This window comes from Azospirillum doebereinerae (assembly GCF_003989665.1).
Taxonomy (GTDB): Bacteria; Pseudomonadota; Alphaproteobacteria; order Azospirillales; family Azospirillaceae; genus Azospirillum; species Azospirillum doebereinerae.
The window spans coordinates 57,292-82,346 of sequence record NZ_RZIJ01000008.1 but is presented as its reverse complement, the minus strand read 5'-3'; the positions used below and the strand labels follow the sequence as shown (position 1 = coordinate 82,346).

Below are 25,055 nucleotides of genomic sequence, written 5' to 3'. Positions count from 1 at the left end.
AGCCGAAAACTGGCAATCCCTCGGCCATGCCCGTGCCATGGAGCGGCAAGCCCCCGGCCAAACTGGCAAGTAACTTGCCAATTTGCCGGCGCGCTGCAATGTTGATATCCACAATCGCTTCCCGAACAAATCATGTCGCAAAATTTTCCCTGACATTTCATACGCTTACCAAAGGTCTTATTCCTGGCACGCCCTTTGAAAAGGAAAGCGTCGACGGCACGGCGCCGCGCATGACGAGGAAGGGGAGACAGGCATGGTCCAAGACGACCGCATCCTAGTGCTGGGCATTGGCAACATCCTGTGGGCCGACGAGGGCTTCGGCGTCCGCGCGGTGGAGCGCCTGGCGGAGGAATGGTCCTTCCCGCCCAACGTCACGCTGATGGACGGCGGCACCCAGGGTCTCTACCTGCTGCCCCATCTGGAGGAGGCGGACGTCCTGATCGTGGTGGACGCCATCGACTACGGCCTGGCCCCCGGCAGTCGGCGCGAGATCCGCGACGACGACGTGCCGGCCTTCCTCGGCGCCAAGAAGATGAGCCTGCACCAGACCGGCTTCCAGGAGGTGCTGGCCAGCGCCATGCTGCTCGACCGCTGCCCCGCCCGGCTGATCCTGTTCGGCGTCCAGCCGGAGAACCTGAAGGATTACGGCGGCGGCCTGACCGCCACCGTCGCCGCCCAGGTGGCGCCGACCCTCGCCGACATCCGGCGCGTCCTGCGCGACGAGTTCGGCGTCGAAGGCGAGCCCCGGACGGCCGAAGCGACGCTCTCCACCGCCGCGATCACCCGCCACGCCTACGAGAGCGGGCGCCCGAGCGCGCAGGACGCCTGCCGCGTCGGCGACGCCCGCGTGCTGGCCGTCCACCTCGCCGGTTAGGGGCTTCCGCCATGTGCATCGGCATTCCCCTGCGGATCCGGACGGTGGACGGCATCGCGGCGACCTGCGACGACGGGTCGGGCTCCCCCACCATCATCGACCTGTCCTTGCTGCCGGAGGCTGTGCCCGGCGACTGGGTGCTGACCTTCCTCGGCGCCGCGCGCCGCCGGCTCGACCCCGACGAGGCGGCGCTGCTGAACGACGCGCTGTCGGCGATGACCGCCGCGCTGCGGGGCGAGCGGGACGACGACGCCTTCGCCGACCTGACCGGCCGCACGCCCACCCTTCCCCCCCATCTGGAGGCGGCCCGCGCCGCCGGACGCTCCGAGGGCTGACGCCGCATGACCGACGATCTTCCGCCCGCCGCCAAGCCGGCCAAGCCCAGCTTCCCGCTGCCGCCGCTGGTGGACCAACTGACCGACACCCATGGCTACCCCCGGCTCGACGGCGCCGACGACCAGCCCTGGCGCGGCGACAGCGACACCTGGGTCGTCTTCCTCCCCGGCCATGGCAAGGGTAACGGCGAGACCGCCGACGTCGCGGTGATCCTGCCGGAGCTGGTGCGCGTCCTGTCGCCCCACCTCAAGCCCGCCGTCGCCGGCCCGGCCGCCGAACAGGCGCTGCTGGCCCGCGCCGGTATGATGAGCCTGCCGGCCCTGCTTTTCCTGCGCGGCGACTCCGTGCTGGGCAGCATCCCCCGCGTGCGCGACTGGACCGATTACCTGGAGCGCATCGCCGCGATCCTGATCGGCCCCGAAGCCCCCGCCAGCCGCTTGCAGTAAGGACCGCGCGCCCATGGACCCGATGTTCGGCATGACCCGCCCGCCGGTCGGCTTCGGCCCCGGCAGCCAGCCCGAGGCCGACGAGGAGGGCTTGGCCTATCTTCCCATGCCGTCGGGCATGCGGACCTACGACCACCACCTGCCGGAGATCGCCGACCCCGCCCGCGCCGCCGCCGCCCGCGCGCTGCTGGAGCGGGTGCGGACGGCGCTGGCCGGCTGGACCGAGGGCGAGGAGATCCGCATTCCAGTGGACCGGCTCGACGCCCCCGCCCTGTCGCTGATCGACGAGGCTCTGGGCGAGGGCGAGGTCGCCGTGCGGGTCGAGCGCGCCGCCGACCGGCTGGAAATCCAGGAGGCGACTCTGGCCGGGGTGTGGCGGGTCCGCTCCTACGAGGCGGGCGACGACGCCCCGCGCGAGACCGTGCTGGTCGGCGCCTTCCCGCGCGTGGCCCTGACCCGCGCCTTTCCGGCCGCGCCGCCCGCCGCCGAAACGCCCGCCCGGTTGCCGGAGGGCCTGATGAACGGCCTGCCGATCCTGACGGAGCTGCTGGACCGCAGCGCCGGCTGGACGCGCGGCGACGCCGTCCACGCGGTGAACTTCAGCCTCCTCCCCCACACACCGGAGGATCTCGCCTTCGTCGAGGCCCGGCTGGGGGTGGGCGCGACCACCATCCTGTCGCGCGGCTACGGCAACTGCCGGGTCACCGCCACGGCGACGCCCAACGTCTGGTGGGTGCGCTACTACAACTCGGTCGACACGCTGATCCTGAACACGGTGGAGGTCACCCTTGTCCCCGCCGTGGTCTGCGCGGCGGCGGAGGACATCGCCGACAGCGCCGAACGGCTGGCCGAGATCCTCGACGCCATCGGCGGAGACGCGCCATGACCGCCTTCGCCGTGCCGGGCCGGTTCGAGGGCTCCTACCTCGGCGACGCCTCGCGCATCTCCGCGACGGCGCGGATGGAATGCAAGATCTGCTGGCACGTCTACGACCCGGCCGAGGGCTGCGAGCTGTGGCAGGTCCCCGCCGGAACCGCCTTCGCGGCCCTGCCGGACGATTGGCGCTGCCCGGTCTGCGACGGCGCCCGCGACCAGTTCATGACGCTGGATGTGGGAGCCGATCCGGCGCCCGACACTCCCGCGCGTCCCGTCGCCATACCGCCGGCCGCGCCGCCCGGCCTGCCGGTCGAAACCATCCGGAGGCTGGAGCGCGCCTTCCGCGAGATCCACACCGCGCAGATGCGCGGCGTCCCCATCGTCAACGACGCGCTGGCGGTCAAGGCGGTCGGCTTCCGCGCCTGGGAGGGCCGCTGGCTGGGCGCGCTGGTGACGCCGTGGTTCCTGAACCTCGTGCTGCTGCCGGGCGCGGAGGACGACTGGTCGGGCTTGATCCCCGGCGCCAAGGAACTGGTGGAGTTCCCCTCCGGCCGCTACGAATACGTCCACGCGCTGCGCAAGGACGTCGGCCCTTACAAGGCGTGCTCGCTGTTCTCGCCGATGTTCGAGTTCACCACCATGCTGCACGCGACGGAAACCGCGTCGGCGGCCCTGGTCGCCCTGTTCGACCCCGCCAACCGCGAGGACGGCACCCGCAGCGCCGAGATCCGCCGCCTGCGCGAGGCCGAACTGGCCCCGCCGCCCGAGGCGGTGGAAACCGTGGAACCGGCCCCCGCACCGGAGCCGCCGCGCCCGTCGCGGCGCGCCCTGCTGCTGGGCATGGGCGCCACGGAGCGGGACGCGCCCGATGCATGAGATGGCGCTCTGCGAAAGCCTGCTGCTGGCGATGGAGGAGTCCGGCCGGGCCAACGCCTTCACCCGCGTGCGCCGGGTCCGGCTGGAGATCGGCCGCTTCGCCGGGGTGGAGATCGAGGCGTTGCGCTTCGGCTTCGACGTGGTGACGCGCGGCTCGCTGGCCGAGGGGGCGGAGCTGGTGATCCAGGAGGTACCGGGCCGGGGCTGGTGCTTCACCTGCAACGAAACGGTGTCGCTGGACCACCGGCTGGCCTCCTGCCCATCCTGCGGCGGCGACCGGATCCAGCCCAGCGGCGGGACCGAGATGACGATCAAAGATTTGGAGGTCGAGTGATGTGCACGGTCTGCGGCTGTTCGGGTGCCACGGTCGGTGGCGAGGATCACCAGCATGGGCACGGCCATGGGCACGATCACGGCCATGGGCACGATCATACACACGATCATGACCATGGGCACGACCATCCTCACGGCCACGGCGGCCATTCCCACAGCCACGACCACGGCGATCACGGCCACGGCGACCACCACCACGCCGCCCCCGGCCTGCTCGACTACGGCGCCGGCCCGGCCCGCGCGCACGCGCCGGGCCTGACGCAGACCCGCATGATCGAGATCGAGCGCGGCATCCTGTCGAAGAACGACGGCTACGCCGCCGCCAACCGGGCGCGCTTCGGGCGCGACGGGGTGTTCGCGGTCAACCTGCTGTCCAGCCCCGGCGCCGGCAAGACCACCTTGCTGGTCGCGACGCTGACGGCGTTGGCCGGGCGCTGGCCGGTGGCGGTGATCGAGGGCGACCAGCAGACCTCCAACGACGCCGAGCGCATCCGCGCCACCGGCGCCCCGGCCGTCCAGATCAACACCGGCAAGGGCTGCCACCTCGACGCCCACATGGTCGGCCACGCGCTGGAAAGCCTGCCCGCTCTGGACGGCGGCGTGCTGTTCGTCGAGAACGTCGGGAACCTCGTCTGCCCCGCCGCCTTCGACCTCGGCGAGGCCAAGCGCGTGGTCCTGCTGTCGCTGACGGAGGGGGAGGACAAGCCCCTGAAATACCCCGACATCTTCGCCACCGCCGACCTCGTGCTGGTGACCAAGGCCGATCTGGCGCCGCATCTGGACGTGGACCGCGCCGCCATCGACCGGGCGCTGGCCCGCGTCAACCCCGCCGCCACGGTGCTCGACGTGTCGGCCCGCAGCGGCGACGGCATGGCGGCGTGGCTCGGCTGGCTGGAGGCGGAGCGCCGCGCCGCCCTGACCGCGCTCGCCGCCCAGGCCGAGGCCCGCGCCTCGGCCCTGCGCAGCGCCGTCTCCGGTTGACGCCGATGGCCGCGCCCGCCCGCCCCGGCATCCTGGTGGTCGACGACGAGCCGCGTTCGGTCGAGGTGATCGCCCGCGTCCTCGACGAGGATTTCGAGGTCCACACCGCGCTGTCGGCCGCGGACGCCATCCGCATCCTGGAGACCGAGTGGATCCAGACGGTTTTCTCGGACCAGCGCATGCCGGAGGTCAGCGGGGTCGAGTTCCTGACCCAGGTGCGCCAGCGCTGGCCCGAGGTGGTGCGCATCGTCATCACCGGCTACATCGACCCCGAGGACATCATCGGCGCGGTGAACACCGCCGGCATCCACCAGTTCATCACCAAGCCCTGGCACCCCGACCACCTGCTGCTGACCGCCCGCAACGCCGCCAAGCTGTATCAGCTTCAGCGCGAGCACGACCGCCTGTCGGGCGAACTCAAGCTGCTGACCCCGGTGGCCGAGAGCCGCCTCGTCACCCGGCGCGAGCGGGTGCGGCAGGAATACCGCTTCGACACGCTGGTCCGCGCGCCCGGCAGCCCGGTGGACGCGATCTGCCGCAAGGGCGCGCAGGTCGCGGGATTCAATGTGCCGGTGCTGGTGCTGGGCGAGACCGGCACCGGCAAGGAGCTGCTGGCCCGCGCCATCCATTACGGCAGCCCGCGCGGCGACCGCCCCTTCTACGCCGAGAACTGCGGCGCCATCCCCGACGACCTGCTGGAATCCGAGCTGTTCGGCCACAAGAAGGGCGCCTTCACCGGCGCCCACACCAGCCGGATCGGCCTGCTGGAGCAGGCGGACGGCGGCACGGTGTTCCTGGACGAGATCGGCGACATCTCCCCCGCCTTCCAGGTCAAGCTGCTGCGCTTCCTCCAGGAGGGCGAGATCCGGCCGGTCGGCTCCAACGAGGTCCGCAATGTGGACGTCCGCGTGCTGGCCGCCACCCACCGCGACCTGCCCGCCGCCGTGAAGGCCGGGCGGTTCCGCGAGGATCTCTATTACCGTCTCAGCACCCTGACGCTGACCATGCCGCCGCTGCGCGACCGCCCCGCCGACATCCCGGTGCTGGCCCGCCACCTGCTGGCGCGGCTGGGCGCCGCCCATGGCAAGCCGGTCGCGGGCTTCGCGCCGGAAACCCTGGCCTGCCTGGAGGGCTACGCTTGGCCCGGCAACGTGCGGGAGTTGCAGAACGAGATCATGCGCATGCTGGTGCTGTGCGAGGGCGACCGGCTGGGGGCGGAGCTGCTGTCCGAGCATGTGCTGCGCGGCGCCGCGATGAACGCGCGGGCGCAGCCCGACCTCAACGCCGCGACGGTGGAAGCGCTGTCCCAGGGCGGCCCGCTGAAGACCCGCATCGAGCGGATCGAGGCCGGCATCCTGCTGGAAACGCTGGTGCGTTGCCGCTGGAACAAGAGCCGGGCGGCGGACGAGCTGGGCCTGTCGCGCATGGGCTTGCGCGCCAAGTTGGAGCGCTACGGGATCGAACGCGGACCGATGACCCAGCGTCACTGACCGGGCGTCATCGATCGGGTGTTTTTTGAAGAAGGGAGCCAACCGATGTGTCTGGGCATACCGGGCCGCATCGTCGCCATCGCCGACGCGGACGCCCTGCTGGCGACGGTGGACGTGTCGGGCGTCCGCCGCGACGTGGACGTGACCTGCGTCGCCGAACCGGGCGCGCCGCTGGAGGATCTGCTGGGCCGCTGGACGCTGGTCCATGTCGGCTTCGCCATGAGCCTGATCGACGAGGACGAGGCCAAGGCGACCCTGGCCATTCTGGCCGAGATCGGCGAAGCCGACGCCGAACTCGCCGCCTTCGCGACGGAGGTGGAGTGATGGCTTTCACGCACGCATCGCCCTCTCCCGCCCCGGGAGAGGGAGGGGACCCGCCGAAGGCGGGGAGGGTGAGGGGCTATCGGAACATGGAGTCCGTACCACGCCCTGTAGCCCCTCACCCTTCCCATGCTCTGCATGGGCCCCTTCCCTCTCCCGGGGCGGGAGAGGGACCAAGGAGGCCGCTTCGATGACCGCCACCCCCATGACCACCCCCTTCCACGACCGCGACACCGGGCAGCGCCTGCTGGCCCGCATCGGCGAGAAGCTCCACGCGCTGGGCGCCACCGAGCGCGCCCCGATCCGCCTGATGGAGGTCTGCGGCGGCCACACCCACGCGATCTTCCGCCACGGCCTCGCCGGAGTCATGCCGCCGGGGATGGAGTTCCTGCACGGCCCCGGCTGCCCGGTCTGCGTGCTGCCGATGGGCCGCATCGACGACTGCGTCGCCATCGCCGAGGACCCGCGCGTCATCCTCGCCACCTTCGGCGACGCCATGCGGGTGCCGGGCTCGCGCAAGTCGCTGCTCCAGGCCAAGGCCGACGGGGCGGACATCCGCATGGTCTATTCGCCGCTCGACGCGCTGACCCTGGCCCGGCGCAACCCGGACCGCGAGGTGGTGTTCTTCGGGCTGGGCTTCGAGACCACCATGCCGTCCACCGCCCTGACCGTCCTGCGGGCCGAGCGCGAAGGGATCGCCAACTTCTCGCTGTTCTGCAACCACATCACCATCACCCCGACGATCAAGGCGGTGCTGGATTCGCCGGGCATGGCGGTGGACGGCTTCATCGGCCCCGGCCATGTCAGCATGGTGATCGGCCTGCGCCCCTACCGCTTCATCGCCGAGCGTTACGACCGCCCGCTGGTGGTGGCCGGGTTCGAGCCGCTGGACGTGCTGCAATCGGTCTGGATGCTGCTCGACCAGATCGGGCGCGGCGTCGCCCTGATCGAGAACCAGTACGGCCGCATCGTCCCGGAGGACGGCAACCCGCAGGCCCAGGCCGCCATCGCCGAGGTCTTCGAGACCCGCGCCTTCTTCGAATGGCGGGGCCTTGGCAGCATCGATGAGTCCGGCGTCGCCATCCGCGACCGCTACGCCCGCTTCGACGCCGAGCGGCGCTTCGCGGTGCGCAGCCCGACCGTCGCCGACCCGGACGGCTGCCGCTGCGGCGACGTGCTGAAGGGTGGCATCAAGCCCTGGCAATGCGGGTTGTTCGGCGGCGCCTGCACGCCGGAAACCCCGGTCGGCGCGCTGATGGTCTCCTCCGAGGGCGCCTGCGCCGCCCATCACCAGTATGGCGGCCTGCGGAAAGGTGCGGCATGACGGTCCTTCCCCTCCGTCCTCCCCGAAGGGTCCGGCACGAGACCGTGACGCTCGCCCATGGCGGCGGCGGCAGCGCCATGCGCGATCTGGTCGAGGACGTCTTCGTCTCCGCCTTTGCAGTCCATGAGGAGGGCCAGCCGCTGGAGGACCAGGCCCGCCTCTCCCTGGCCGAACTGATGGCGCGCGGCGACCGGCTGGCCTTCACCACCGACAGCTTCGTCGTCGATCCGCTGGAGTTCGCCGGCGGCGACATCGGCAAGCTGGCGGTCTGCGGCACGGTCAACGACCTCGCGGTCGGCGGGGCGGTGCCGGTGGCGCTGTCCTGCGCCGTGGTGATCGAGGAGGGCATGGCCGTCGCCACGCTCCGCCGCATCGCCGCCTCCATCGCGCGGACCGCGCGGGAAGCCGGGGTGCGCGTCGTCACCGGCGACACCAAGGTCGTGGCGCGCGGCGCCTGCGACAAGCTGTTCATCACCACCAGCGGAGTCGGCGTCATCCGCACGGGGCTGGACCTCGGCATCGCCCGCGCCCGGCCGGGCGACGTGGTGCTGATCAACGGCCCGCTCGGCGACCACGGCGCGGCGATCATGGCGGCGCGCGGCGAGCTGGCGGTCTCCGCCCCGGTGGCGAGCGACTGCGCGCCGCTGAACGGGCTGATCGGCGCGCTGCTCGACGCCGCCCCCGGCACAAGGCTGATCCGCGACGCGACGCGCGGCGGGCTGGCCGCCGTGCTGAACGAGATGGCCGAGGCGTCCAACATCGGAGTCCGCGTCGCCGAATCCGCCATCCCGATCCGGCCGGAGGTGCGCGGCTTCTGCGACCTGCTGGGCCTCGACCCGCTCTACCTCGGCAACGAGGGCGTGGCGGTCGCGGTGGTGCCGCCCGAGCAGGCCGACGCCGCGCTGGCCGCGCTGCGCGCCCACCCGCTGGGCGTCCTTGCCGCCGCCATCGGCACCGCCACCGCCGAGCGGCCCGGCCGCGTCGTCATGGACACCCCCTTCGGCGGCACCCGCATCGTCGACATGCTGGTCGGCGACCCGCTGCCCCGCATCTGCTGACCCACAAGAAACTTCCAGAACCCGAGGACGTGCCTGTCATGAACACCCCGACCGCCACCCGCACCCTGGCCGTTGCCGCCGCCCTGTCGGCCATCGCCCTGCCCGCTTTGGCCCATCCCGGCCACCTCGCCACGGCGGGCTTCCTCGACGGCGCCGAGCACCCGCTGACCGGGCTGGACCATCTGATCGCCATGGTCACCGTCGGCGTCTACGGCGCCACCATCGGTGGCCGCGCCCTGTTCGCCGTGCCGGCGAGCTTCGTGGCCGCGATGCTGGCGGGCGGGCTGCTGGCCCTGTTCGGGGTGTCGCTGCCGCTGGTCGAGCCGATGATCTACGCCTCGGTCGTGGTGCTGGTCCTGCTGTGCGTCATGCCGATGTCGCGCAACCTGTGGATCGGCGCGGTCTTCGCCGGCTGGTTCGGCGTCTTCCACGGCTTCGCCCACGGCGCCGAGATGCCGGCCGACGCCTCGGCGCTGGGCTACGCCCTGGGCTTCGTGCTGTCCACGGTTGGGCTGCACGCGGTTGGGCTGGGGGTGGGATTGGCGCTTCACCGGCTGCTGGGGCGGGGGGAAGAGGTGCGGCGGTTGGGCTGACGGGGTGTTTGGGAAGAAGGATGCCGCGAGTTGAGAAAGGGACTGCGATGGTCGGCTATGATGGCCGACCATCGCAGTTCATACGACACACACGGTGAACAGCGTCAGCTTTACACCAGTAGCGGGAACACCCCAAAAAAACCATTCAAATTGGGCGATTGACAGATTGAATGCACCCTCAGTTGTGGGAGACGTCTCAAACTGGCAAGGTAGGCCTTCGGTTTCACATTTTTCTAGCTTCTGGCCGTTTACCGTTACAACCTTGGGCGCCAACTCTGATGAACCAGGAACGGTGGGATCAGCATCCACTGCGCCGCAGCTGTACTTGGCTGAAAATGGCAGAGTATTATATTCTCAGGACTGAATGCATACTCGAATATGTATAGGTGCTTTTGAGAAATCGTCGAATTAATTATTGCATTTCATATATTGCAGATATTAGATTGATTTATCTTTTGCTGTCAACTTTATTAACTGGAGGTTTTTGTGAAATGAGTGCGTTGCCTGCTGCACGCTTTGAGCGGTATACCAGTCCTTATCCTTACTCCTTTACGTGGCAGGTTTTCAAAAACGACCTTACAAATATTAATAATTCTATATGGACATTCCTTCCATCAAGCTCGTTTATTTCATCAAATCTCGTTAGTATAAAAAATTATAATACAGGGTCAAGCTTCTCTAGTGAAGATCTATCAAGATTGAATGTATCAGGTACAGTTTGGTCCTCTAATGTAGATTCTCTTAAAAATTGGATTCTGCAGAATTCTATTATGTCGGCGGCAACAATGCTGGAGATGTTTATAAAATACGGCGCTATGACTGCTATACATTCCCGTCCAGAATTAATTGATAGAAGAATGTTGGGAATCGATGGAATTTCTATTCTAAAGGATCCAGCAAAGAAAACAAAAGAATTTGATGGTATTTTGAAGCAATCAATCAAAGGCATGACTCAAGGGGACTGGTCAAGCCGCATGCTGAATATGTCTGTGTGCCTTGGCTCCTTGCCAGAAAAAGTAGAAGAGAAACAATCTGACCTGAGAAAATTCCAAAAAATCAGGAATAAAATTGCTCATGAGCAAGGGGTTGAAGACCAGAAAATAGAATTTGTTCCTTGGAGAAATCCGGAGAAGGTAGAGATATCTCATCAGGATGTAAAGGATTTTCTGTCCATCGTTAAGCTAGTTGCTGAAGAGCTAGATAAAAATGTCTTCCAAAAACATATTGGTTGCTACGACATAATTCGCGAATATCACCATTGGATATTTAGAGAAAAAAAATCGCCCAATGAAAGATCGGCAAAAGAATACAAGGCCTACCTTGGGCAATCGTTTGGCACAATCCCTTCCTCGGAATTCTTTAAGGATATGGCGGTCTATTATAATCAATGCTAGAAACATTAATAATGTCAGCGATTGTGGGGTCAGCAGTTATCGTTTGACAGCTTCGGTGAGTAACGCGCTCGCCGGAGCAGCAAGCTCGCTACGGCCACATCACCGATTTTGAGACAGATGAGAATGCCTGTCGCGCCCACCAATTGAAGGCGAATTCGACTTCCCCAAACGTGCTTCGGCTTGAGCGGGGGGCCAAATTAGGCGGTCTTTGTTCCACAGGACCCGAGGAACCGGTTGCTCATGTCCGCTCCGGGTCATGTGCGGCCTGTTCGAATGTATAAGAATGAAGCAATGCGCGGCTGACTTCCGTTCACCCCAGTCTCACCCCCCATCCAGTGTGATCCGAACCTCCGCGACCGGCCCCGGATCGGGCTGGCTGTGATGGAAGGTCGCCACCTCGCCGGGAAGCAGTTGCTCCGGCGAGGCGCCCATGGTCCAGGCCTGCAACGGCTTCTGGTCGCCGCCGAGCGCGGTGGCGCGCAGGCGCGGGACCGGGCGGGGCGCATCGGACGTGTTGGCGATCTGCCCATCGACGATCAGCACCGCGACGCCGCCCTCCACCTTCTGCTCGGACCGGACGTTCTGCAACGTCAGCCCGGCGCCCGGCGGCTCCACGGCAAGGCCGACGGTCTCGTAGAGCAGTGCCGCCGGCGGCCATGCGCGGACCACCGCGTCGCGCGCGACGTACCCCCCCGCCAGGATACCGGCCAGAACCACGCCGAGCGCCGCGAGGCCGACCGCCGTGCGCCGGTCGGGCGGGGCGTCGGCCGTCTTCCCGGCGGGCGTCTTGCCGGTCTTGGTCTTGGCGGCGGAGCGGGACGGGCGGATTTCGGTCGGCGCGTCGGCCATCACGTCGGCGAAGTCCGGGGCGGCCTCCGGTCGCTGCCACCACATGTTGCCGCATTTCGCGCAACGCACCTTGCGCCCGTCGGCCCCGAGCGACGAGTCGGACAGGGTGTAGCGCGTCGAACAGCTCGGGCAGGAAACGATCATCGCGCCGTCCGGGAAGAGTCACCGCTTGCCTTATAGATAGCCGCGCTTCCCGGCGCAACCGGCGGCGGACCCTGAGAGCCCGCCGCAGCCTCCAACGCTCAGGATTTCTTGACGAGCGGGCAGTTTCCCTGGTCCAGCGGGCGGAAGGCCTCGGCCGCCGGGATGGTCTTCACATGGGTGTAGTAGTCCCACTCCGCCTTCGATTCGGACGGCTTCTTGACCTGGAAGAAGTGCATGTCGTGCACCGCCCGGCCGTCCACCCGGACGTTGCCCTTGCCAAACAGCGCGTCGTCGATGGGCAGGTCGCGCATGGCGCCGGCCACCGCCGCCGCGTCGGTGCTGTTGGCGGCCTTCACCGCCTTCAGGTAATGCAGGGCGCCGCTGTAGACGCCGGCCTGGTTGCCGGTCGGGCGGCGGCCCTTCATCTTGGCGGCGAAGCGGTCGGCGAAGGCGCGGGTGCCGTCGTTCAGGTCCCAGTAGAAGGCCTCGGTCAGGTACAGCCCCTGGGCCGATTGCAGGCCGACCGCGTTCACGTCGGTCAACTGCATCAGCAGCGCCGCCAGCTTCTGTTGGCCGCCGCTGGTCACGCCGAACTCGACCGCCTGCTTGACCGAGTTGATGGTGTCGCCGACCGCGTTGGCCAGACCGATGATCTGCGCCTTGCTCGCCTGCGCCTGGAGCAGGAAGGACGAGAAGTCCGAGGCGTTGGGCGGGTGGCGGACGCTGCCCAGCACGGTGCCGCCGGTGGCGGCGACGACCGCGCTGGCGTCCTTCTCCAGGGCGTGGCCGAAGGCGTAGTCGGCGGTCAGGAAGTACCAGCTCTTGCCGCCCTCCCCCACCACGGCCCGCGCGGTGCCGTTGGACAGCGCGTAGGTGTCGTAGGTCCACTGCACGGTGTTGGCCGAACATTTCGGCCCGGTCAACTCGGTCGTGCCGGGGCCGGACGCGACGAACATCGCCTTCGACCCGCGCGTGACCTCGTTCACCGCCAGCGCGACGGAGGAGAACGGCACGTCGAGGATGACGTTCACGTTCTCCTGGTCCAGCCATTGCCGGGCGATGGAGGAGCCAAGGTCCGGCTTGTTCTGGTGGTCGCCGAGCACGACCTCGATGGTGACGCCGGGCAGCTCCTTGGCGAAATCCTCCGCCGCGAGCTGCGCCGCGACGACCGAGCCGGCCCCGGTGGAATCGGCGGCGAACCCGCTCATGTCGGTCAGCACGCCCAGCTTGATCCGCTTGCCGGCGATCTCCGCCGAGGCCGGGGCCATGCCGGTGAGCAGCACCGCCGCGCACAGGGCGGATGTGCCCAGGAACCCACGCTTGGTCATCGTTTCCTCCGTTTGTGTTCTTTGTTCGATCGGGTGTGGGACTGACCTCTGAGAAAGCCCTTCTCCCCTTGCGGGAGAAGGGTTGGGATGAGGGGTATTCCGCCGGAGGCGGAAAGGTTTGCGTACCCCTCACCCCAACCCCTCTCCCGCAAGGGGAGAGGAGCTCCCGCGTCACGCCCCGCGCAGCTCGCCCAGCACCGCCTGCGCCACGTCGATCCGCACGGTGCCGCGCTCGACCAAAGCCTGCGCCACCCGCTCGATCTCCTCGCCGACGGCGCCGGCCATCATGGCAATGTTCTGGGCGTGCAGCGCCATGTGGCCCTTCTGGATGCCGGTGGTCGCCAGCGCCTTCAGCGCCGAGAAGTTCTGCGCCAGACCGACCGCCGCGATGATCCGGGCCAGCCTCTCCGCCGAGGTCACGCCGAGGATCTTCAGGCAGGTCTGCGCGGTCGGGTGCAGCTTGGTGGCGCCGCCGATCAGGCCGACCGCCATCGGCAGCTCGATGGAGCCGCTGAGATGCCCGTCCTTGGTCACCTCGAAGCGGGTCAGGCTGCCGTAGGAACCGTTGCGGGCGGCGTAGGCGTGGGCGCCGGCCTCCACCGCGCGGGTGTCGTTGCCGGTGGCGAGTACCACGGCGCTGATGCCGTTCATGATGCCCTTGTTGTGGGTGGCGGCGCGGTAGGGGTCGGCCGCCGCGAACTGGTAGGCGGCGATCATGCCGTCGCGCACCGCCTCGCCGCCGATCCGGTCGAGGTGCCAGACCGCATGGGCGCGGGCCAGACGGCGGTCGGCGAGGTTGGACAGGATGCGCAGGTAGACCCGGCCGCCGGTCCACTCCTCGATGCTGGGGGCCAGCTTCTCCGCCATGGTGTTGACGGCGTTGGCGCCCATCGCGTCGCGGGTGTCGACGATCAGGTGGGTGATCAGCATGGTGCCGCCGGCCGTCTCCAGCACCCGCACCTCGACGTCGCGGAAGCCGCCGCCCAGGCCCAGCAGGATCGGGTCGCAGCCGTCGCAGACGGCCTTGATGGCGTCGCGGCGGTCGAGAATGCGCAGCCGCGCCGCGTGGGGATCGGCGACGCCGACCGCCTGGATCTGCGCGATCATCAGCGTGCCGGACAGCGAGCTGGTGAAGCCGCCGGTCTCGTAGCACTGCCGGGCGGCGTTGCAGACCGCCGCGACGACTGAGGATTCCTCCGTCGCCATCGGGATCAGCGTGTCCTCGCCGTCGATCCGCATGTTGGTGGCGATGCCGAGCGGGATGTTCATCGTGCCGACGACGTTCTCGATCAGCCGGTCGGCGAGCCCGGCATCGAGGTTGCCGGTGTCGCCCAGCCGCTCCACGGCGGCGGCGTCGAGCCCGGCGAAGGCGGCGACCGTGTCCAGCCGTTCGCGCGGCGACATGCGGTGGAAGCCGGAGATGCGGGAATTCCGGGGCGGGGTCGACACGGGGCGTTCACTCCTCTGGAAGCCCGGCGTTCCGGTGCCGGGCGATTTTGTTTGCGTGTTTTATGGTCCGTGATACGAAGGGACGGAACAAGGGACAGTTGCCCGGTTTGTTGGCCGCACTGTCCCAGCGCATGAACCGGGACGATCACAGGAACCCAGAGCGGAGGACCTCCGATGAGCCGCACCCGATGAGCCGCACCGCCGACATCGTCGACCGCATCACCAGCCAGATCGAGCGCGGGCTGCTGAAGCCCGGCGACCGCCTGCATTCGGTGCGGGCCGGGGCGCAGGAACACGGCGTCTCCAAGAACACCATGTCGGAGGTCTACGACCGGCTGGTCGCCATGGGCCGGGTGGAGGCCAAGCAGGGCTCGGGCTATTACGTCGCCCGCGCCGCCAAGCCCCGCGTCGAGCCGCGCCCGCCGCATCTGGCCGAGGCGGTGGACCACGTCTCGCTGCTGCGCGAGCAGTTGGAGCGGCATTACAGCGTCCGGGTCGGCGACGGCCGCCCGCCGCCCTCCTGGCTGGAGCGGCTGGAGGTCGGCGCCCACGCGCGGCTGGTGCGGCCGGTGGGGGGCAGCGACCTCGACCACGGCTACGGCAATCCCTGGGGCTACGCGCCGCTGCGCGAGCGCATCGCGCTGATGCTGGCGGACCGCTCGATCACCGCGCCGCCGGAACGCATCCTGCTGACGCAGGGCGCCAACCACGCGCTGGATCTGGTGTGCCGGCAATTGCTGGAGCCGGGCGACACCGCGCTGGTCGATACGCCCGGCTACTACCCGCTGTTCGGCAAGCTGAAGTTGGCCCGCGTGACGGTGGCCGGCGTGCGGCGCCGCGCCGACGGCCCCGACCTGGAGGATTTCGCCGCCAAGATCGCCGCGCTGAAGCCGAAGGTCTTCTTCACCCAGTCGCTCGCCCACAACCCGACCGGCGGGTCGATCTCCATCGCGGTGGCGCACCGGCTGTTGCAGATCGCCGCCCAGCACGGGGTCCTCATCGTCGAGGACGACCCCTTCGCCGACGTGCTGCCCGCCTCGGCCCCGCGTCTGGCGGCGCTCGACCAGTTGGAGCGGGTGATCTACATCGGCACCTTCTCCAAGACGCTGTCGGCCAGCCTGCGGGTCGGCTACATCGCGGCGGCGCCGGCCCTGGCGCAGAGCCTGTGCGACCTGAAGATGCTGACCGTGGTCAGCACGTCCGACTACGTGGAGCGGCTGATCTTCACGCTGATCGCCGGCGGGCAGTACCTGCGCCATCTGCGCCGGCTGCGGGCGCGGATCGAGACGGCGGGCGCGCAGGCCCTGGCGGCGCTGGAGCGGGTCGGCATCGCCGTTCCGGCCGCGCCGGCCGGCGGCTATTACATCTGGGGAACCCTGCCCGCCGGGCTGGACGAGGCCGAGTTGGTCCGCGCCGCCGCCGACCGGGGCATCTTCCTGGCGCCCGGCTCGGTCTTCTCCACCGGCAAGATCGCCGACGCCGTGTCGCTGCGCATCAACATCGCCTACGCCAGCGACCCGCGCTTCCTCGACTTCATCGCGGAGCAGGTCGCCGGCATCGGCAGATAGAGGCTCAGTCGCCGGCCTCGCAGGCCAGCTCGTTTTCCCGCCTTGCGGTGGACCGCGCCGTCAGGACGAAGGCCAGCGCCAACGCCGCGAAGCCGGCCCCGACCCAGGGCAGCGCCCCATAGGCGATGCCGGCGTTCAGCGCCACCCCGCCGACCCAGGCGCCCAGCGCGTTGCCCAGGTTGAAGGCCCCCTGGTTCAGGGTGGAGGCGAGGTTCGGCGCGTCGGTCGCCGCATCGACCACCCACATCTGCAACGGCGACACCAGCGCGAAGGCCAGCGCCCCCCAGACGGCCAACGTCGCGATGGCCGGAACCGCCGAGCGGCTGGTGAAGACGAACAGCACCAGCACGGCGACGACGGCGATCAGGCTGGTGACGATGGTCGCCATGGCGCCCCTGTCGGCGAACCGGCCGCCGACCAGATTGCCCAGCGTCAGCCCGACGCCGAAGACCAGCAGCGCCCCCGTCACCCCCTGCGGGGTCAGGCCGCTGACATGCTCCAGCAGCGGGGCGATGTAGGTGAAGACCACGAACAGGCTGACCGAGCACAGCGTGCTGATCAGCATCGGCAGCAGCACCGACCAGCGTTTCAACGCCCGGAACTCCGACACCAGCCCGCCGCTCGACCCCGGCATGCCGGCCGGGACGAAGCGCAGGATCGCCAGCCACGCCACCACCCCGATGGCGACCACCGCCACGAAGGTGGAGCGCCAGCCCGCCGCCTGCCCCAGCGCGGTGCCCAGCGGCACGCCCAGGATGTTGGCGATGGTCAGGCCGGAGAAGACCAGCGCCACCGCCTGGGTGCGCTGGTGGCGCGGCACCAGATCGCTGGCGACCACCGCGCTGATCCCGAAGAAGGCGCCGTGCGCAAACGCGGTCAGCACGCGCGCCGCCATCAGCAGCCAATAGCCCGGCGCCAGCGCGCAGCCGACGTTGCCGACGATGAAGATCAGCATCAGCGCCAGCAGCGCCGTCTTGCGCGGCAGCCGCGCCGTCGCCATCGCCACCAGCGGCGCCCCCACGACCACGCCCATCGCGTAGCCGGACACCAGATAGCCGGCCTCCGGCACGCTGACGCTCAGGCTGCGGGCCACGTCGGGCAGCAGCCCCATGATGACGAATTCGGTGGTGCCGATCCCGAAGGACGCGGCGGCGAGAGCCAGAATGGGAAGCGAGACCATGCGGGTTCCTGGATGGTCGAGGGGATGTCGGTTGGAAGGGCAACAGGAAAAGGCAGCTTATGCTGCGGTGCAGCGTCGCACCCCATGAAACCTCAGGACCGACGTCTTGCCCAGCCCTCCGACCGCAAGACAGCCCTGCGGCCACCGCGCGTCCTGCTCACGCCCTGATCAAATGAACGGTCCGTGATCAAATGATTTTGAGAATGACTTGCAATCGCACGAAAGCCTTTGTAGGTTGGACTCATGGCGGGGCGGACGGCGCGACAGCGCGAACGTCCGGCCCGCCGCCCTTCACCCCGCGTCCGAAACGACTTTCCAGCCAGAGAGCAAGGCCATGCAGCAAAACGCCGTCACCGCCTCCCCCGCCGGTCCCGCCGCTTCGCAAGCCATGCCGTGGCAGGGCGTCGCCGCCCTGTCCCTGCCCGTGGTCGAATCGGCCCGCCTGATGGCGGGCGGGCGCGAGATCGTGATCCAGCATGCCGGGCAGAGCTATCGCCTGCGGGTCACCCGCGCGAACAAGCTGATCCTCACCAAGTAACGGCCGGGGACGCGGGGCGCCGCCCGGCCGACTTCCCCGGTCAGGCGGCGTCCCGCACCTCGTATCCGGCGTCCTCGATGGCCTTGCGGATCGCCCCCGGCTCGGCGCTCCCCTCGACCACGACCTCGCCGGTCTTGAGATCGACCAGCGCACGCTCCACCGCCGGCAGCGCCTCCAGCGCCTTGGTCACCGTCTGGGCGCAGTGGCCGCAGGTCATTCCGTCCACTTTCACCGTCTGCATGTCGTCCTCCGATCACGATTGGGGGTACCGATAAACGTCGATGACCGCCAGCGTGGGGCTTCCAGCCGCTGGAAGGTCAAGCCTGGGTTGACGGATCATGCGCTTGCCCAAGGGCACGCGCTGCCGCAGACTTCAACCATGGCAAACACCGCTCCTCCCCCGTCACGATCGCGCGACATCCATTTCGCCGAGTTCGTTACCCTCATCGCCGTGATGATGGCGCTCACGGCGCTCTCCATCGACATCATGCTGGTCGCCCTGCCCGACATCGCCCACGCGCTGGGCGGCGACGGCCCCAACGACCGTCAGCTCATCATCACCGCCTACATGCTCGGCTTCGCCGCCGGACAGCCCTTCGTCGGCCCGCTCTCCGACCGCTTCGGCCGCAAGCCGGTGCTGGCGGTGGGGCTGGTCGTCTTCGCGCTGGCCTCTCTGACGGCGGTCTTCGCCCCCAGCTTCGGAGCGATGCTGGCCGCGCGCGCGGTCCAGGGCTTCGGCGCCGCCGCCCCGCGCATCGTCGCCGTCGCCATCGTCCGCGACCGCTTCGCCGGGCGCGGCATGGCGCGGGTGATGTCCTTCGCCATGATGGTCTTCATCATCGTGCCGGTCGTCGCCCCGGCCATCGGCGAGCTGATCCTGCACCTCGGCTCCTGGCCGTGGATCTTCGCCGCGCTGTTCCTGGCCGCCTGCGCCGTCCTGACCTGGGCGGGCCTGCGCCTGCCGGAGACCCGCCACGCCGAGGACCGCATGCCGCTGTCGGCGGCGGCGCTGGGGGCCGCCTTCCGCACGGTGGTCACCACGCGGCAGACGGTCGGCTACACCCTCGCCATGGGCTTCATGTTCGGCAGCCTGCTGAGCTACATCGGCAGCGCCCAGCAGATCTTCGTCGACGTCTACGGGTTGGGCGACCTGTTCCCCTTCGTGTTCGGGGCCATCGCCGCGGCCATGGCGGGGGCGTCGCTGACCAACGCGCATCTGGTCGGGCGGCTGGGCATGCACCGCGTGTCGCACGCGGCGCTGCTGGGCTTTCTGGCCGCCTGCGCCGCGATGGCGGTCTTCGGCTTCCCCGAGCGTCCGCCGCTGTGGGCGCTGGCCGCCTTCCTGGCCACGACCTTCTATTGCTTCGGCCTGATCGCGCCGAACTTCAACGCGATGGCGATGGAGCCGCTGGGCCACATCGCCGGCATGGGATCGTCCTTCACCGGCTTCTACTCCACGGCGGCCGGCGCCCTGTTCGGCTGGGGCATCGGGCAGGCCTTCGACGGCACCGTCCGCCCGATGACCGTCGGCTTCACCGTGCTGGCCGTGCTGGCCTTCCTGACCGTGCTGAAGACCGAGGGCGGCGTCCTGTTCCGCAGCCGCAACGCGGCGCCGGTGGCTCAACCGGCGGCGGGGGAGTGAGAGCCTGTCCGATTTGATCGTGCCCCCTCCCCTTGTGGGGAGAAGGGCTGACGCCCCCAAACGAAAAGGCCCATCCCTCACGGGACGGGCCTTTTTCATGCAACGCCGGACGAAGTCCGGTCCACGCCAGACGCGGTTTTCAGCGCGGCGAGAGGACCATGATCATCTGACGCCCTTCGAGGCGGGGCATCTGCTCGACCTTCGCCATCGGCTCCAGCTCGTCGCGGACGCGCATCAGCACGTTCATGCCGATGTCCTGGTGGGCCATTTCACGGCCACGGAAGCGCATGGTCATCTTGACCTTGTCGCCTTCCTCCAGGAAGCGGCGCGCGGCGCGCATCTTCACCTCGTAGTCGTTGTCGTCGATGTTCGGACGGAGCTTCAGCTCCTTGATCTCGACGATCTTCTGCTTCTTGCGCGCCTCGTTGGCCTTCTTCGCTTCTTCGAAGCGGAACTTGCCGTAATCGAGGATCTTGCAGACAGGCGGATCGGCGTTCGGCACGATCTCGACAAGGTCGAGATCGGCATCGGCGGCCATCGTGAATGCCTGATGCAGCGGGACGATGCCCACCATCTCGCCATCGGCGTTGATGAGGCGCACCTGCCGGGCCGTGATCTCGCGATTGAGTCGCGGGCCTTCGCGAACCGGGTCTTGATCGTAAAGCTTTGCTATGACCATCTCCTTGGATGCGCCGACCGGAAGCCCATCCCCCGACCAGCAACGACGGCGCCGAACGCAACCGATACCATGGCGCCCATTAACAGCAACCATGATGCGGGTGCAAGAATTTCTCGGTTCCATAACCATGAAACCGGCGGTCGTGACGCCCAGCGCTGCCGCTTCGGCGGGACACCCCCGCTCCGGCAACAAAAATACGGTCGCGGGGACGATAAATCCAGGGCTTTCCGCGGGGTCCACCAGCGAATCCAAATGTCTCTAATTTGATAATTTTATCGTTTTATAGACAAATATTCATGGTTAATCTCATTATCGAGAAATTTTCGGCGCGGCCGCCCCATCAAAACCCCTGAAAAACCTGAGGTTTCCCGTGTCGCAGCGCTCCGACGTTTCTGGCACGACGCTTGCTCATACAGGGGTAATCCCCCGCCAGGGGTAACCCCTCGGTCCAAGCGCGACTCCGATGATCACCACCTCCATCCTGCTGCCCGACCCCGCGCGCCGTTTGTGGCCGCTGGTCCGTTGGGACGGCCGGCTGTGCGACTGGTATCCCGGCGCCGTCGCCCTGACGGTCGAGGGGACCGGAAAAGGCGCCCTCCGTCAGCTTCTGCTGAAGGACGGCACTCGTCTGGTGCAGCGACTCGAGCACACCAGCCGAATCGACGAGGCCTACACCTACGCCGTGGTCGAGAGCCCCTACCCGGTCGCGGACCTGCTGGCGCAGATCCGGGTCCAGCCGGAGGCCGACGGGCACGCGACGCTGATCTGGACCGCCACGTTCAAGCCCACCGGCCTGAGCGAAGCCAGGACCGAGCTTTTCGTCCGCGATCTCTACGACGCGGGCGTGGAACGGCTGCGCGGCCTTTTAACCCGCTGAACACGGCGCCCTGACCAACCGACGCCCAAAAGAACAACGAGGGAGCACCCGTCCAATGAGTTTGCTGATCTGCGTGGGAGCGCTTGCGTTCCTGATGTTCGTCGCCTACCGAGGCTTCAGCGTCATCCTCTTCGCGCCCGTGGCCGCCCTGGCCGCCGTGCTGCTGACCGACCCGGCCGCCGTGCCCCCCATCTTCACCGGCCTCTTCATGGACAAGATGGTCGGCTTCGTGAAGCTGTACTTCCCGGTCTTCCTGCTGGGCGCCGTCTTCGGCAAGGTGATCGAGCTGTCGGGCTTCTCCAAATCCATCGTCTCGGCGGTCATCAAGCTGATCGGGCGCGAGCGGGCGGTGACCTCCATCGTGCTGGTCTGCCTGCTGCTGACCTACGGCGGCGTGTCGCTGTTCGTCGTGGTCTTCGCGGTCTATCCCTTCGCCGCCGAGATGTTCCGCCAGGGCGACATCCCCAAGCGCCTGATCCCCGGCGTGATCGCGCTGGGCGCCTTCACCATCACGATGGACGCGCTGCCGGGCACCCCGCAGATCCAGAACATCATCCCGACCACCTTCTTCAAGACCGACGCCTACGCCGCCCCCTGGCTGGGCATCATCGGCTCGATCTTCATCATGGTCGTCGGCCTGGCCTATCTGGAATGGCGCGTCCGCTCGGCCATCGCTAGGGGGGAGGGCTACGGCACCGGCCACAGCAACGAGCCCGAGGCCGTTTCCGCCGAAAGCCTGCCGAACCCGATCGTCGCGCTGCTGCCGCTGGTCATCGTCGGCGTGCTGAACAAGGTCTTCACCCTGGCGATCCCCAAGGTCTACGGCTCCAGCTACGAGGTCGCGCTGACCCCCGGCGCCAAGCCGCTGGTCACGGCGGTGTCGTCGGTCGCCGGCATCTGGGCGGTCGAGGGCGCGCTGCTCTGCGGCATCCTGACCGTGCTGGTCTTCGCCTGGAAGCCGGTGACCCAGCGCTTCGCCGAGGGCACCAAGGCCGCCATCGGCGGTTCGCTGCTGGCCGCGATGAACACCGCCTCGGAATACGGCTTCGGCGCGGTGATCGCGGCGCTGCCGGGCTTCCTGGTGATCGCCGGCGTGCTCCAGTCCATCCCCAACCCGCTGGTCAACGAGGCCGTCACCGTCACCGCGCTGGCCGGCATCACCGGCTCGGCGTCGGGCGGCATGAGCATCGCGCTGGCCGCGATGGCCGACCAGTTCATCGCCGCCGCCAACGCGTCCGGCATCCCGATGGAGGTCCTGCACCGCGTCGCCTCGATGGCCAGCGGCGGCATGGACACCTTGCCGCACAACGGCGCCGTCATCACCCTGCTGGGCGTTACGGGCTTGACGCACCGTCAATCCTACGGCGACATCTTCGCCATCACCTGCATCAAGACGCTGGCGGTCTTCTTCGTGATCGCCGTCTATTACCTGACCGGGATCGTCTGATCATGAAGAACAAGCTCATCTCCCTGGAGGACGCGGTCGCGCGGATACCCGACGGCGCCTCGATCCTGTTCGGCGGCTTCATGGCCGTCGGCGGCCCGAGCCGGCTGGTGGACGAGATCATCCGCCAGCGCAAGACCGGCCTGACCATCATCGCCAACGACACCGCCCGCCCGCACCAGGGCATCGGCAAGCTGGTGGTGGAGAAGCTGGTCGCCAAGGTCATCACCAGCCACATCGGCCTCAACCCCGACACCCAGAAGCAGATGATCGCCGGTGACATCGAGGTGGAACTGGTGCCGCAGGGCACGCTGGCCGAGCGCATCCGCGCCGGCGGCGTCGGCCTGGGCGGCGTGCTGACGCCGACCGGCGTCGGCACCTCGGTCGAGGAGGGCAAGCGCACGGTCGAGATCGACGGCAAGACCTTCCTGCTGGAGACGCCGATCAAGGCCGACTTCGCGCTGCTGGCGGCCAAGCAGGCCGATCTCTACGGCAACCTGACCTACGCGTTGACCGCGCGGAACTTCAACCCGATCATGGCGCTGGCCGGCGCCACCGTGATCGCCGAGGCCGAGGACATCCTGCCCGTCGGCTGCATCGCGCCGGACGCGGTGATGACGCCCTCGGTCCTGGTGGACCACATCGTCACCGCCAAGCCGCGCTGAGACGGGAGACCATAGCCATGGACGAAAAGACCCTGATCGCCAAGCGCGTCGCGCTGGAGCTTCTGGACGGCGACCTCGTGAACCTGGGCATCGGCCTGCCGACGCTGGTCGCCCGATACGTGCCCGCCGGTCGCCACGTGTTCTTCCAGTCGGAGAACGGCATCGTCGGCATGTCGGGACCGATCAACGGCGCCGAGAACCACGACCTGACCGACGCCGGCGGCTCGCCGATCTCGGCGCTGCCGGGCGCCGCGTCCTTCGACAGCGCCATGTCCTTCGGCCTGATTCGCGGCGGCCATCTGGACGTGACCGTGCTGGGCGGCCTCCAGGTCGACCAGGAGGGCAAGCTCGCCAACTGGATGGTGCCCGGCAAGATGGTGCCCGGCATGGGCGGCGCGATGGATCTGGTCACCGGCGCCCGCCGGGTGATCGTCGCCATGCAGCACAGCGCCAAGGGCGAATCCAAGATCGTCAAGCGCTGCACCCTGCCGCTGACCTCGGTCCGCCGGGTCGATCTGGTGGTGACGGACCTCGCCGTTCTCGAGCCGACCGACGCCGGTCTGGTCTTGAAGGAGACCGCGCCGGGTGTCACCGTGGAGCAGGTGATCGCCAACACCGGGGCCGAGCTGATCGTGTCGCCGGATCTCCGTACCATGCCGCTGGAAGGTTGAAGACCATGACTTCGTTGAAAGGCAAGATCGCCCTCGTCACCGGCTCGACCAGCGGGATCGGGCTCGGCATCGCCCGCCAGCTGGCGGCGCAGGGCACCGACCTGATGCTGAACGGCTTCGGCGACGCCGCCTACATCAACGACCTGTGCGCCTCGCTGGCCGAGGAGTTCAAGGTCCGCGTCGCCCACAACGGCGCCGACATGTCCAAGCCCGCCGAGATCGAGGCGATGGTCGCCGCCGCCGAGGCCGAGTTCGGCCGCGTCGACATCCTCGTCAACAACGCCGGCATCCAGCACGTCTCGCCGGTGGAGAGCTTCCCGGTCGAGCGCTGGGACGCGGTGATCGCCATCAACCTGTCGGCGGTCTTCCACGGCACCCGCGCGGCGCTGCCGGGCATGAAGGCGCGCGGCTGGGGCCGCATCATCAACATCGCCTCGGTGCACGGGCTGATCGCCTCGGTCAACAAGTCGGCCTATGTGGCGGCCAAGCACGGCGTCATCGGCCTGACCAAGGTGACCGCGCTGGAGAACGCCGAGGGCGGCATCACCTGCAACGCCATCTGCCCCGGCTGGGTCCTGACCCCGCTGGTCCAGAAGCAGATCGACGCGCTGGCCGCCAACAAGGGCCTGTCCATCGAGGACGCCGGCCGCGAGCTGCTGAGCGAGAAGCAGCCGTCGAAGTCCTTCGTCACGCCCGAGCAACTGGGCGAGCTGGCGGTGTTCCTGTGCTCCGACGCGGCGTCCAACATGCGCGGCACGGCGCTGACCATGGACGGCGGCTGGACCGCGCAGTGATCTGAAAAAGTTTAGACTGACGGCGTCGCGCCGGCGGTTTGCTTCATGAAAAGGCCCGGCGCTCCCCTTCACGGGAGGGCGCCGGGCCTTTCACGTTTGGCGCCGGCACAGCTCCAGGAAATCCTCGCGCTCGGGCCAGGGTTCGGCCTTGTGGGCGTAGAGGCAGAACGCCGCCACCGGCAAGGCCGGCAGGTCCAGCGCCGCGCCGACGTCGGCCAGCGGCGTCCCGGTCAGGCTGTGGCGCGTCCGCACGGTCAGCCCCATCCCGGCGCTTCGTGAGTTCGCCGCCGACGGTGTTCCGCTCCAGCGGATCGGCGTAGGACAG

Annotated in this window: 28 protein-coding genes; 21 read left to right on the top strand and 7 right to left on the bottom strand. The window is 68.3% G+C overall.

The genetic code is table 11. The features are described 5' to 3' along the window. Positions 1–253: 253 nt before the first annotated feature. The 13 genes from EJ913_RS12045 (at position 254) to EJ913_RS11985 (ending at position 10,902) form a co-directional block, all read left to right on the top strand. Positions 254–874: a HyaD/HybD family hydrogenase maturation endopeptidase gene (locus tag EJ913_RS12045; RefSeq protein WP_126998099.1), complete on the top strand. Its 621-nt coding sequence runs from the start codon at positions 254–256 to the stop codon at positions 872–874. An 11-nt stretch (positions 875–885) separates the two neighbouring features. After that, on the top strand, positions 886–1,209 hold the full coding sequence (locus tag EJ913_RS12040) for a HypC/HybG/HupF family hydrogenase formation chaperone (protein ID WP_126998097.1): 324 nt from the start codon (positions 886–888) through the stop codon (positions 1,207–1,209). Between the two features lie 6 nt (positions 1,210–1,215). Then, positions 1,216–1,656 carry a thioredoxin domain-containing protein gene (locus EJ913_RS12035; RefSeq protein ID WP_126998095.1) on the top strand — a complete coding sequence of 147 codons (441 nt, stop codon included), beginning with the start codon at positions 1,216–1,218 and terminating at the stop codon, positions 1,654–1,656. 13 nt (positions 1,657–1,669) lie between these two features. Next, entirely contained in the window at positions 1,670–2,542 is an 873-nt protein-coding gene (locus EJ913_RS12030; RefSeq protein WP_126998093.1) for a hydrogenase expression/formation protein, read from the top strand. Continuing rightward, complete coding sequence (gene hybE / locus EJ913_RS12025) at positions 2,539–3,408, top strand: [NiFe]-hydrogenase assembly chaperone HybE (protein ID WP_126998091.1); 870 nt, start codon at positions 2,539–2,541, stop codon at positions 3,406–3,408. Before EJ913_RS12030 ends, hybE begins: the two co-directional genes overlap by 4 nt. Then, positions 3,401–3,742: a hydrogenase maturation nickel metallochaperone HypA gene (gene hypA / locus EJ913_RS12020; RefSeq protein WP_126998089.1), complete on the top strand. Its 342-nt coding sequence runs from the start codon at positions 3,401–3,403 to the stop codon at positions 3,740–3,742. The genes hybE and hypA overlap by 8 nt, the downstream gene beginning before the upstream one ends. After that, positions 3,742–4,722: a hydrogenase nickel incorporation protein HypB gene (gene hypB, locus EJ913_RS12015; protein WP_126998087.1), complete on the top strand. Its 981-nt coding sequence runs from the start codon at positions 3,742–3,744 to the stop codon at positions 4,720–4,722. The genes hypA and hypB overlap by 1 nt, the downstream gene beginning before the upstream one ends. Before the next feature lie 5 nt (positions 4,723–4,727). After that, positions 4,728–6,212 (top strand): sigma-54-dependent transcriptional regulator, encoded by a 1,485-nt coding sequence (locus EJ913_RS12010; protein ID WP_126998085.1) that lies wholly within the window; start codon positions 4,728–4,730, stop codon positions 6,210–6,212. Positions 6,213–6,257: 45 nt separating this feature from the next. Then, the gene (hypC, locus tag EJ913_RS12005; RefSeq protein ID WP_126998083.1) at positions 6,258–6,536 is read left to right on the top strand and encodes a HypC/HybG/HupF family hydrogenase formation chaperone; all 279 of its coding nucleotides are present in this window, start codon (positions 6,258–6,260) and stop codon (positions 6,534–6,536) included. A gap of 187 nt (positions 6,537–6,723) precedes the next feature. Continuing rightward, on the top strand, positions 6,724–7,857 hold the full coding sequence (gene hypD, locus EJ913_RS12000) for a hydrogenase formation protein HypD (RefSeq protein WP_238521323.1): 1,134 nt from the start codon (positions 6,724–6,726) through the stop codon (positions 7,855–7,857). Then, positions 7,854–8,915 (top strand): hydrogenase expression/formation protein HypE, encoded by a 1,062-nt coding sequence (hypE, locus tag EJ913_RS11995; protein ID WP_126998081.1) that lies wholly within the window; start codon positions 7,854–7,856, stop codon positions 8,913–8,915. The genes hypD and hypE overlap by 4 nt, the downstream gene beginning before the upstream one ends. A 38-nt stretch (positions 8,916–8,953) precedes the next feature. Further along, entirely contained in the window at positions 8,954–9,508 is a 555-nt protein-coding gene (locus EJ913_RS11990) for a HupE/UreJ family protein (protein WP_126998079.1), read from the top strand. Between the two features lie 443 nt (positions 9,509–9,951). After that, the gene (locus tag EJ913_RS11985) at positions 9,952–10,902 is read left to right on the top strand and encodes a hypothetical protein (protein WP_126998077.1); all 951 of its coding nucleotides are present in this window, start codon (positions 9,952–9,954) and stop codon (positions 10,900–10,902) included. Between the two features lie 321 nt (positions 10,903–11,223). Here EJ913_RS11985 and EJ913_RS11980 read toward each other — a convergent pair whose 3' ends face one another. The 3 genes from EJ913_RS11980 to EJ913_RS11965 form a co-directional block, all read right to left on the bottom strand. Further along, positions 11,224–11,895, bottom strand: coding sequence for an MJ0042-type zinc finger domain-containing protein (locus EJ913_RS11980; protein WP_126998075.1), 672 nt, complete (start codon positions 11,893–11,895; stop codon positions 11,224–11,226). A gap of 98 nt (positions 11,896–11,993) precedes the next feature. Beyond that, positions 11,994–13,223, bottom strand: a complete 1,230-nt coding sequence (locus EJ913_RS11975) for an ABC transporter substrate-binding protein (RefSeq protein ID WP_126998073.1) — start codon at positions 13,221–13,223, stop codon at positions 11,994–11,996. 171 nt (positions 13,224–13,394) lie between these two features. Beyond that, positions 13,395–14,672 carry a hydroxymethylglutaryl-CoA reductase, degradative gene (locus EJ913_RS11965; RefSeq protein WP_126998071.1) on the bottom strand — a complete coding sequence of 426 codons (1,278 nt, stop codon included), beginning with the start codon at positions 14,670–14,672 and terminating at the stop codon, positions 13,395–13,397. 188 nt (positions 14,673–14,860) lie between these two features. Here EJ913_RS11965 and EJ913_RS11960 point away from each other — a divergent pair, with 188 nt between their 5' ends. Then, entirely contained in the window at positions 14,861–16,240 is a 1,380-nt protein-coding gene (locus tag EJ913_RS11960; RefSeq protein ID WP_126998069.1) for an aminotransferase-like domain-containing protein, read from the top strand. Between the two features lie 4 nt (positions 16,241–16,244). On the opposite strand, the gene EJ913_RS11955 is transcribed toward EJ913_RS11960, so the two are convergent. Next, positions 16,245–17,420 carry an MFS transporter gene (locus tag EJ913_RS11955; protein WP_126998067.1) on the bottom strand — a complete coding sequence of 392 codons (1,176 nt, stop codon included), beginning with the start codon at positions 17,418–17,420 and terminating at the stop codon, positions 16,245–16,247. A 334-nt stretch (positions 17,421–17,754) separates the two neighbouring features. Between EJ913_RS11955 and hemP the strand changes: the two genes are divergently transcribed. Further along, on the top strand, positions 17,755–17,958 hold the full coding sequence (gene hemP / locus EJ913_RS11950) for a hemin uptake protein HemP (RefSeq protein ID WP_244939333.1): 204 nt from the start codon (positions 17,755–17,757) through the stop codon (positions 17,956–17,958). Between the two features lie 40 nt (positions 17,959–17,998). Here the strand turns inward: hemP and EJ913_RS11945 are convergent, their stop codons facing one another. After that, entirely contained in the window at positions 17,999–18,199 is a 201-nt protein-coding gene (locus tag EJ913_RS11945) for a heavy-metal-associated domain-containing protein (protein WP_126998065.1), read from the bottom strand. Positions 18,200–18,337: 138 nt separating this feature from the next. Here EJ913_RS11945 and EJ913_RS11940 point away from each other — a divergent pair, with 138 nt between their 5' ends. Then, complete coding sequence (locus EJ913_RS11940) at positions 18,338–19,600, top strand: multidrug effflux MFS transporter (RefSeq protein ID WP_126998063.1); 1,263 nt, start codon at positions 18,338–18,340, stop codon at positions 19,598–19,600. 139 nt (positions 19,601–19,739) lie between these two features. Here EJ913_RS11940 and infC read toward each other — a convergent pair whose 3' ends face one another. Beyond that, positions 19,740–20,279 (bottom strand): translation initiation factor IF-3, encoded by a 540-nt coding sequence (gene infC / locus EJ913_RS11935; protein ID WP_126998367.1) that lies wholly within the window; start codon positions 20,277–20,279, stop codon positions 19,740–19,742. A 463-nt stretch (positions 20,280–20,742) separates the two neighbouring features. Here infC and EJ913_RS11930 point away from each other — a divergent pair, with 463 nt between their 5' ends. The 5 genes from EJ913_RS11930 to EJ913_RS11910 are packed head-to-tail and all read left to right on the top strand — an operon-like array spanning position 20,743 to position 24,730. After that, positions 20,743–21,156: an SRPBCC family protein gene (locus tag EJ913_RS11930; RefSeq protein WP_126998061.1), complete on the top strand. Its 414-nt coding sequence runs from the start codon at positions 20,743–20,745 to the stop codon at positions 21,154–21,156. Between the two features lie 55 nt (positions 21,157–21,211). Beyond that, positions 21,212–22,603 (top strand): GntP family permease, encoded by a 1,392-nt coding sequence (locus EJ913_RS11925; RefSeq protein WP_126998059.1) that lies wholly within the window; start codon positions 21,212–21,214, stop codon positions 22,601–22,603. Between the two features lie 2 nt (positions 22,604–22,605). Next, positions 22,606–23,265 (top strand): CoA transferase subunit A, encoded by a 660-nt coding sequence (locus EJ913_RS11920; protein WP_126998057.1) that lies wholly within the window; start codon positions 22,606–22,608, stop codon positions 23,263–23,265. 17 nt (positions 23,266–23,282) lie between these two features. Next, positions 23,283–23,936, top strand: coding sequence for a 3-oxoacid CoA-transferase subunit B (locus EJ913_RS11915; RefSeq protein WP_126998055.1), 654 nt, complete (start codon positions 23,283–23,285; stop codon positions 23,934–23,936). Positions 23,937–23,941: 5 nt separating this feature from the next. Next, complete coding sequence (locus EJ913_RS11910) at positions 23,942–24,730, top strand: 3-hydroxybutyrate dehydrogenase (RefSeq protein WP_126998053.1); 789 nt, start codon at positions 23,942–23,944, stop codon at positions 24,728–24,730. 90 nt (positions 24,731–24,820) lie between these two features. Here the strand turns inward: EJ913_RS11910 and EJ913_RS31620 are convergent, their stop codons facing one another. Further along, a complete protein-coding gene (locus EJ913_RS31620) occupies positions 24,821–24,994 on the bottom strand; it encodes a hypothetical protein (RefSeq protein ID WP_185909760.1) in 174 nt (57 codons plus the stop codon). Positions 24,995–25,055: the final 61 nt, after the last annotated feature.

Coding starts and splice junctions, on each gene's coding strand:
- EJ913_RS12045 (WP_126998099.1), top strand. CDS start 254: ATGGTCCAAGACGACCGCATCCTAGTGCTGGGCATTGGCAACATCCTG.
- EJ913_RS12040 (WP_126998097.1), top strand. CDS start 886: ATGTGCATCGGCATTCCCCTGCGGATCCGGACGGTGGACGGCATCGCG.
- EJ913_RS12035 (WP_126998095.1), top strand. CDS start 1,216: ATGACCGACGATCTTCCGCCCGCCGCCAAGCCGGCCAAGCCCAGCTTC.
- EJ913_RS12030 (WP_126998093.1), top strand. CDS start 1,670: ATGGACCCGATGTTCGGCATGACCCGCCCGCCGGTCGGCTTCGGCCCC.
- hybE (WP_126998091.1), top strand. CDS start 2,539: ATGACCGCCTTCGCCGTGCCGGGCCGGTTCGAGGGCTCCTACCTCGGC.
- hypA (WP_126998089.1), top strand. CDS start 3,401: ATGCATGAGATGGCGCTCTGCGAAAGCCTGCTGCTGGCGATGGAGGAG.
- hypB (WP_126998087.1), top strand. CDS start 3,742: ATGTGCACGGTCTGCGGCTGTTCGGGTGCCACGGTCGGTGGCGAGGAT.
- EJ913_RS12010 (WP_126998085.1), top strand. CDS start 4,728: ATGGCCGCGCCCGCCCGCCCCGGCATCCTGGTGGTCGACGACGAGCCG.
- hypC (WP_126998083.1), top strand. CDS start 6,258: ATGTGTCTGGGCATACCGGGCCGCATCGTCGCCATCGCCGACGCGGAC.
- hypD (WP_238521323.1), top strand. CDS start 6,724: ATGACCGCCACCCCCATGACCACCCCCTTCCACGACCGCGACACCGGG.
- hypE (WP_126998081.1), top strand. CDS start 7,854: ATGACGGTCCTTCCCCTCCGTCCTCCCCGAAGGGTCCGGCACGAGACC.
- EJ913_RS11990 (WP_126998079.1), top strand. CDS start 8,954: ATGAACACCCCGACCGCCACCCGCACCCTGGCCGTTGCCGCCGCCCTG.
- EJ913_RS11980 (WP_126998075.1), bottom strand. CDS start 11,895: ATGATCGTTTCCTGCCCGAGCTGTTCGACGCGCTACACCCTGTCCGAC.
- EJ913_RS11975 (WP_126998073.1), bottom strand. CDS start 13,223: ATGACCAAGCGTGGGTTCCTGGGCACATCCGCCCTGTGCGCGGCGGTG.
- EJ913_RS11960 (WP_126998069.1), top strand. CDS start 14,861: ATGAGCCGCACCGCCGACATCGTCGACCGCATCACCAGCCAGATCGAG.
- EJ913_RS11955 (WP_126998067.1), bottom strand. CDS start 17,420: ATGGTCTCGCTTCCCATTCTGGCTCTCGCCGCCGCGTCCTTCGGGATC.
- hemP (WP_244939333.1), top strand. CDS start 17,755: ATGCAGCAAAACGCCGTCACCGCCTCCCCCGCCGGTCCCGCCGCTTCG.
- EJ913_RS11945 (WP_126998065.1), bottom strand. CDS start 18,199: ATGCAGACGGTGAAAGTGGACGGAATGACCTGCGGCCACTGCGCCCAG.
- EJ913_RS11940 (WP_126998063.1), top strand. CDS start 18,338: ATGGCAAACACCGCTCCTCCCCCGTCACGATCGCGCGACATCCATTTC.
- infC (WP_126998367.1), bottom strand. CDS start 20,279: ATGGTCATAGCAAAGCTTTACGATCAAGACCCGGTTCGCGAAGGCCCG.
- EJ913_RS11930 (WP_126998061.1), top strand. CDS start 20,743: ATGATCACCACCTCCATCCTGCTGCCCGACCCCGCGCGCCGTTTGTGG.
- EJ913_RS11925 (WP_126998059.1), top strand. CDS start 21,212: ATGAGTTTGCTGATCTGCGTGGGAGCGCTTGCGTTCCTGATGTTCGTC.
- EJ913_RS11920 (WP_126998057.1), top strand. CDS start 22,606: ATGAAGAACAAGCTCATCTCCCTGGAGGACGCGGTCGCGCGGATACCC.
- EJ913_RS11915 (WP_126998055.1), top strand. CDS start 23,283: ATGGACGAAAAGACCCTGATCGCCAAGCGCGTCGCGCTGGAGCTTCTG.
- EJ913_RS11910 (WP_126998053.1), top strand. CDS start 23,942: ATGACTTCGTTGAAAGGCAAGATCGCCCTCGTCACCGGCTCGACCAGC.
- EJ913_RS31620 (WP_185909760.1), bottom strand. CDS start 24,994: ATGGGGCTGACCGTGCGGACGCGCCACAGCCTGACCGGGACGCCGCTG.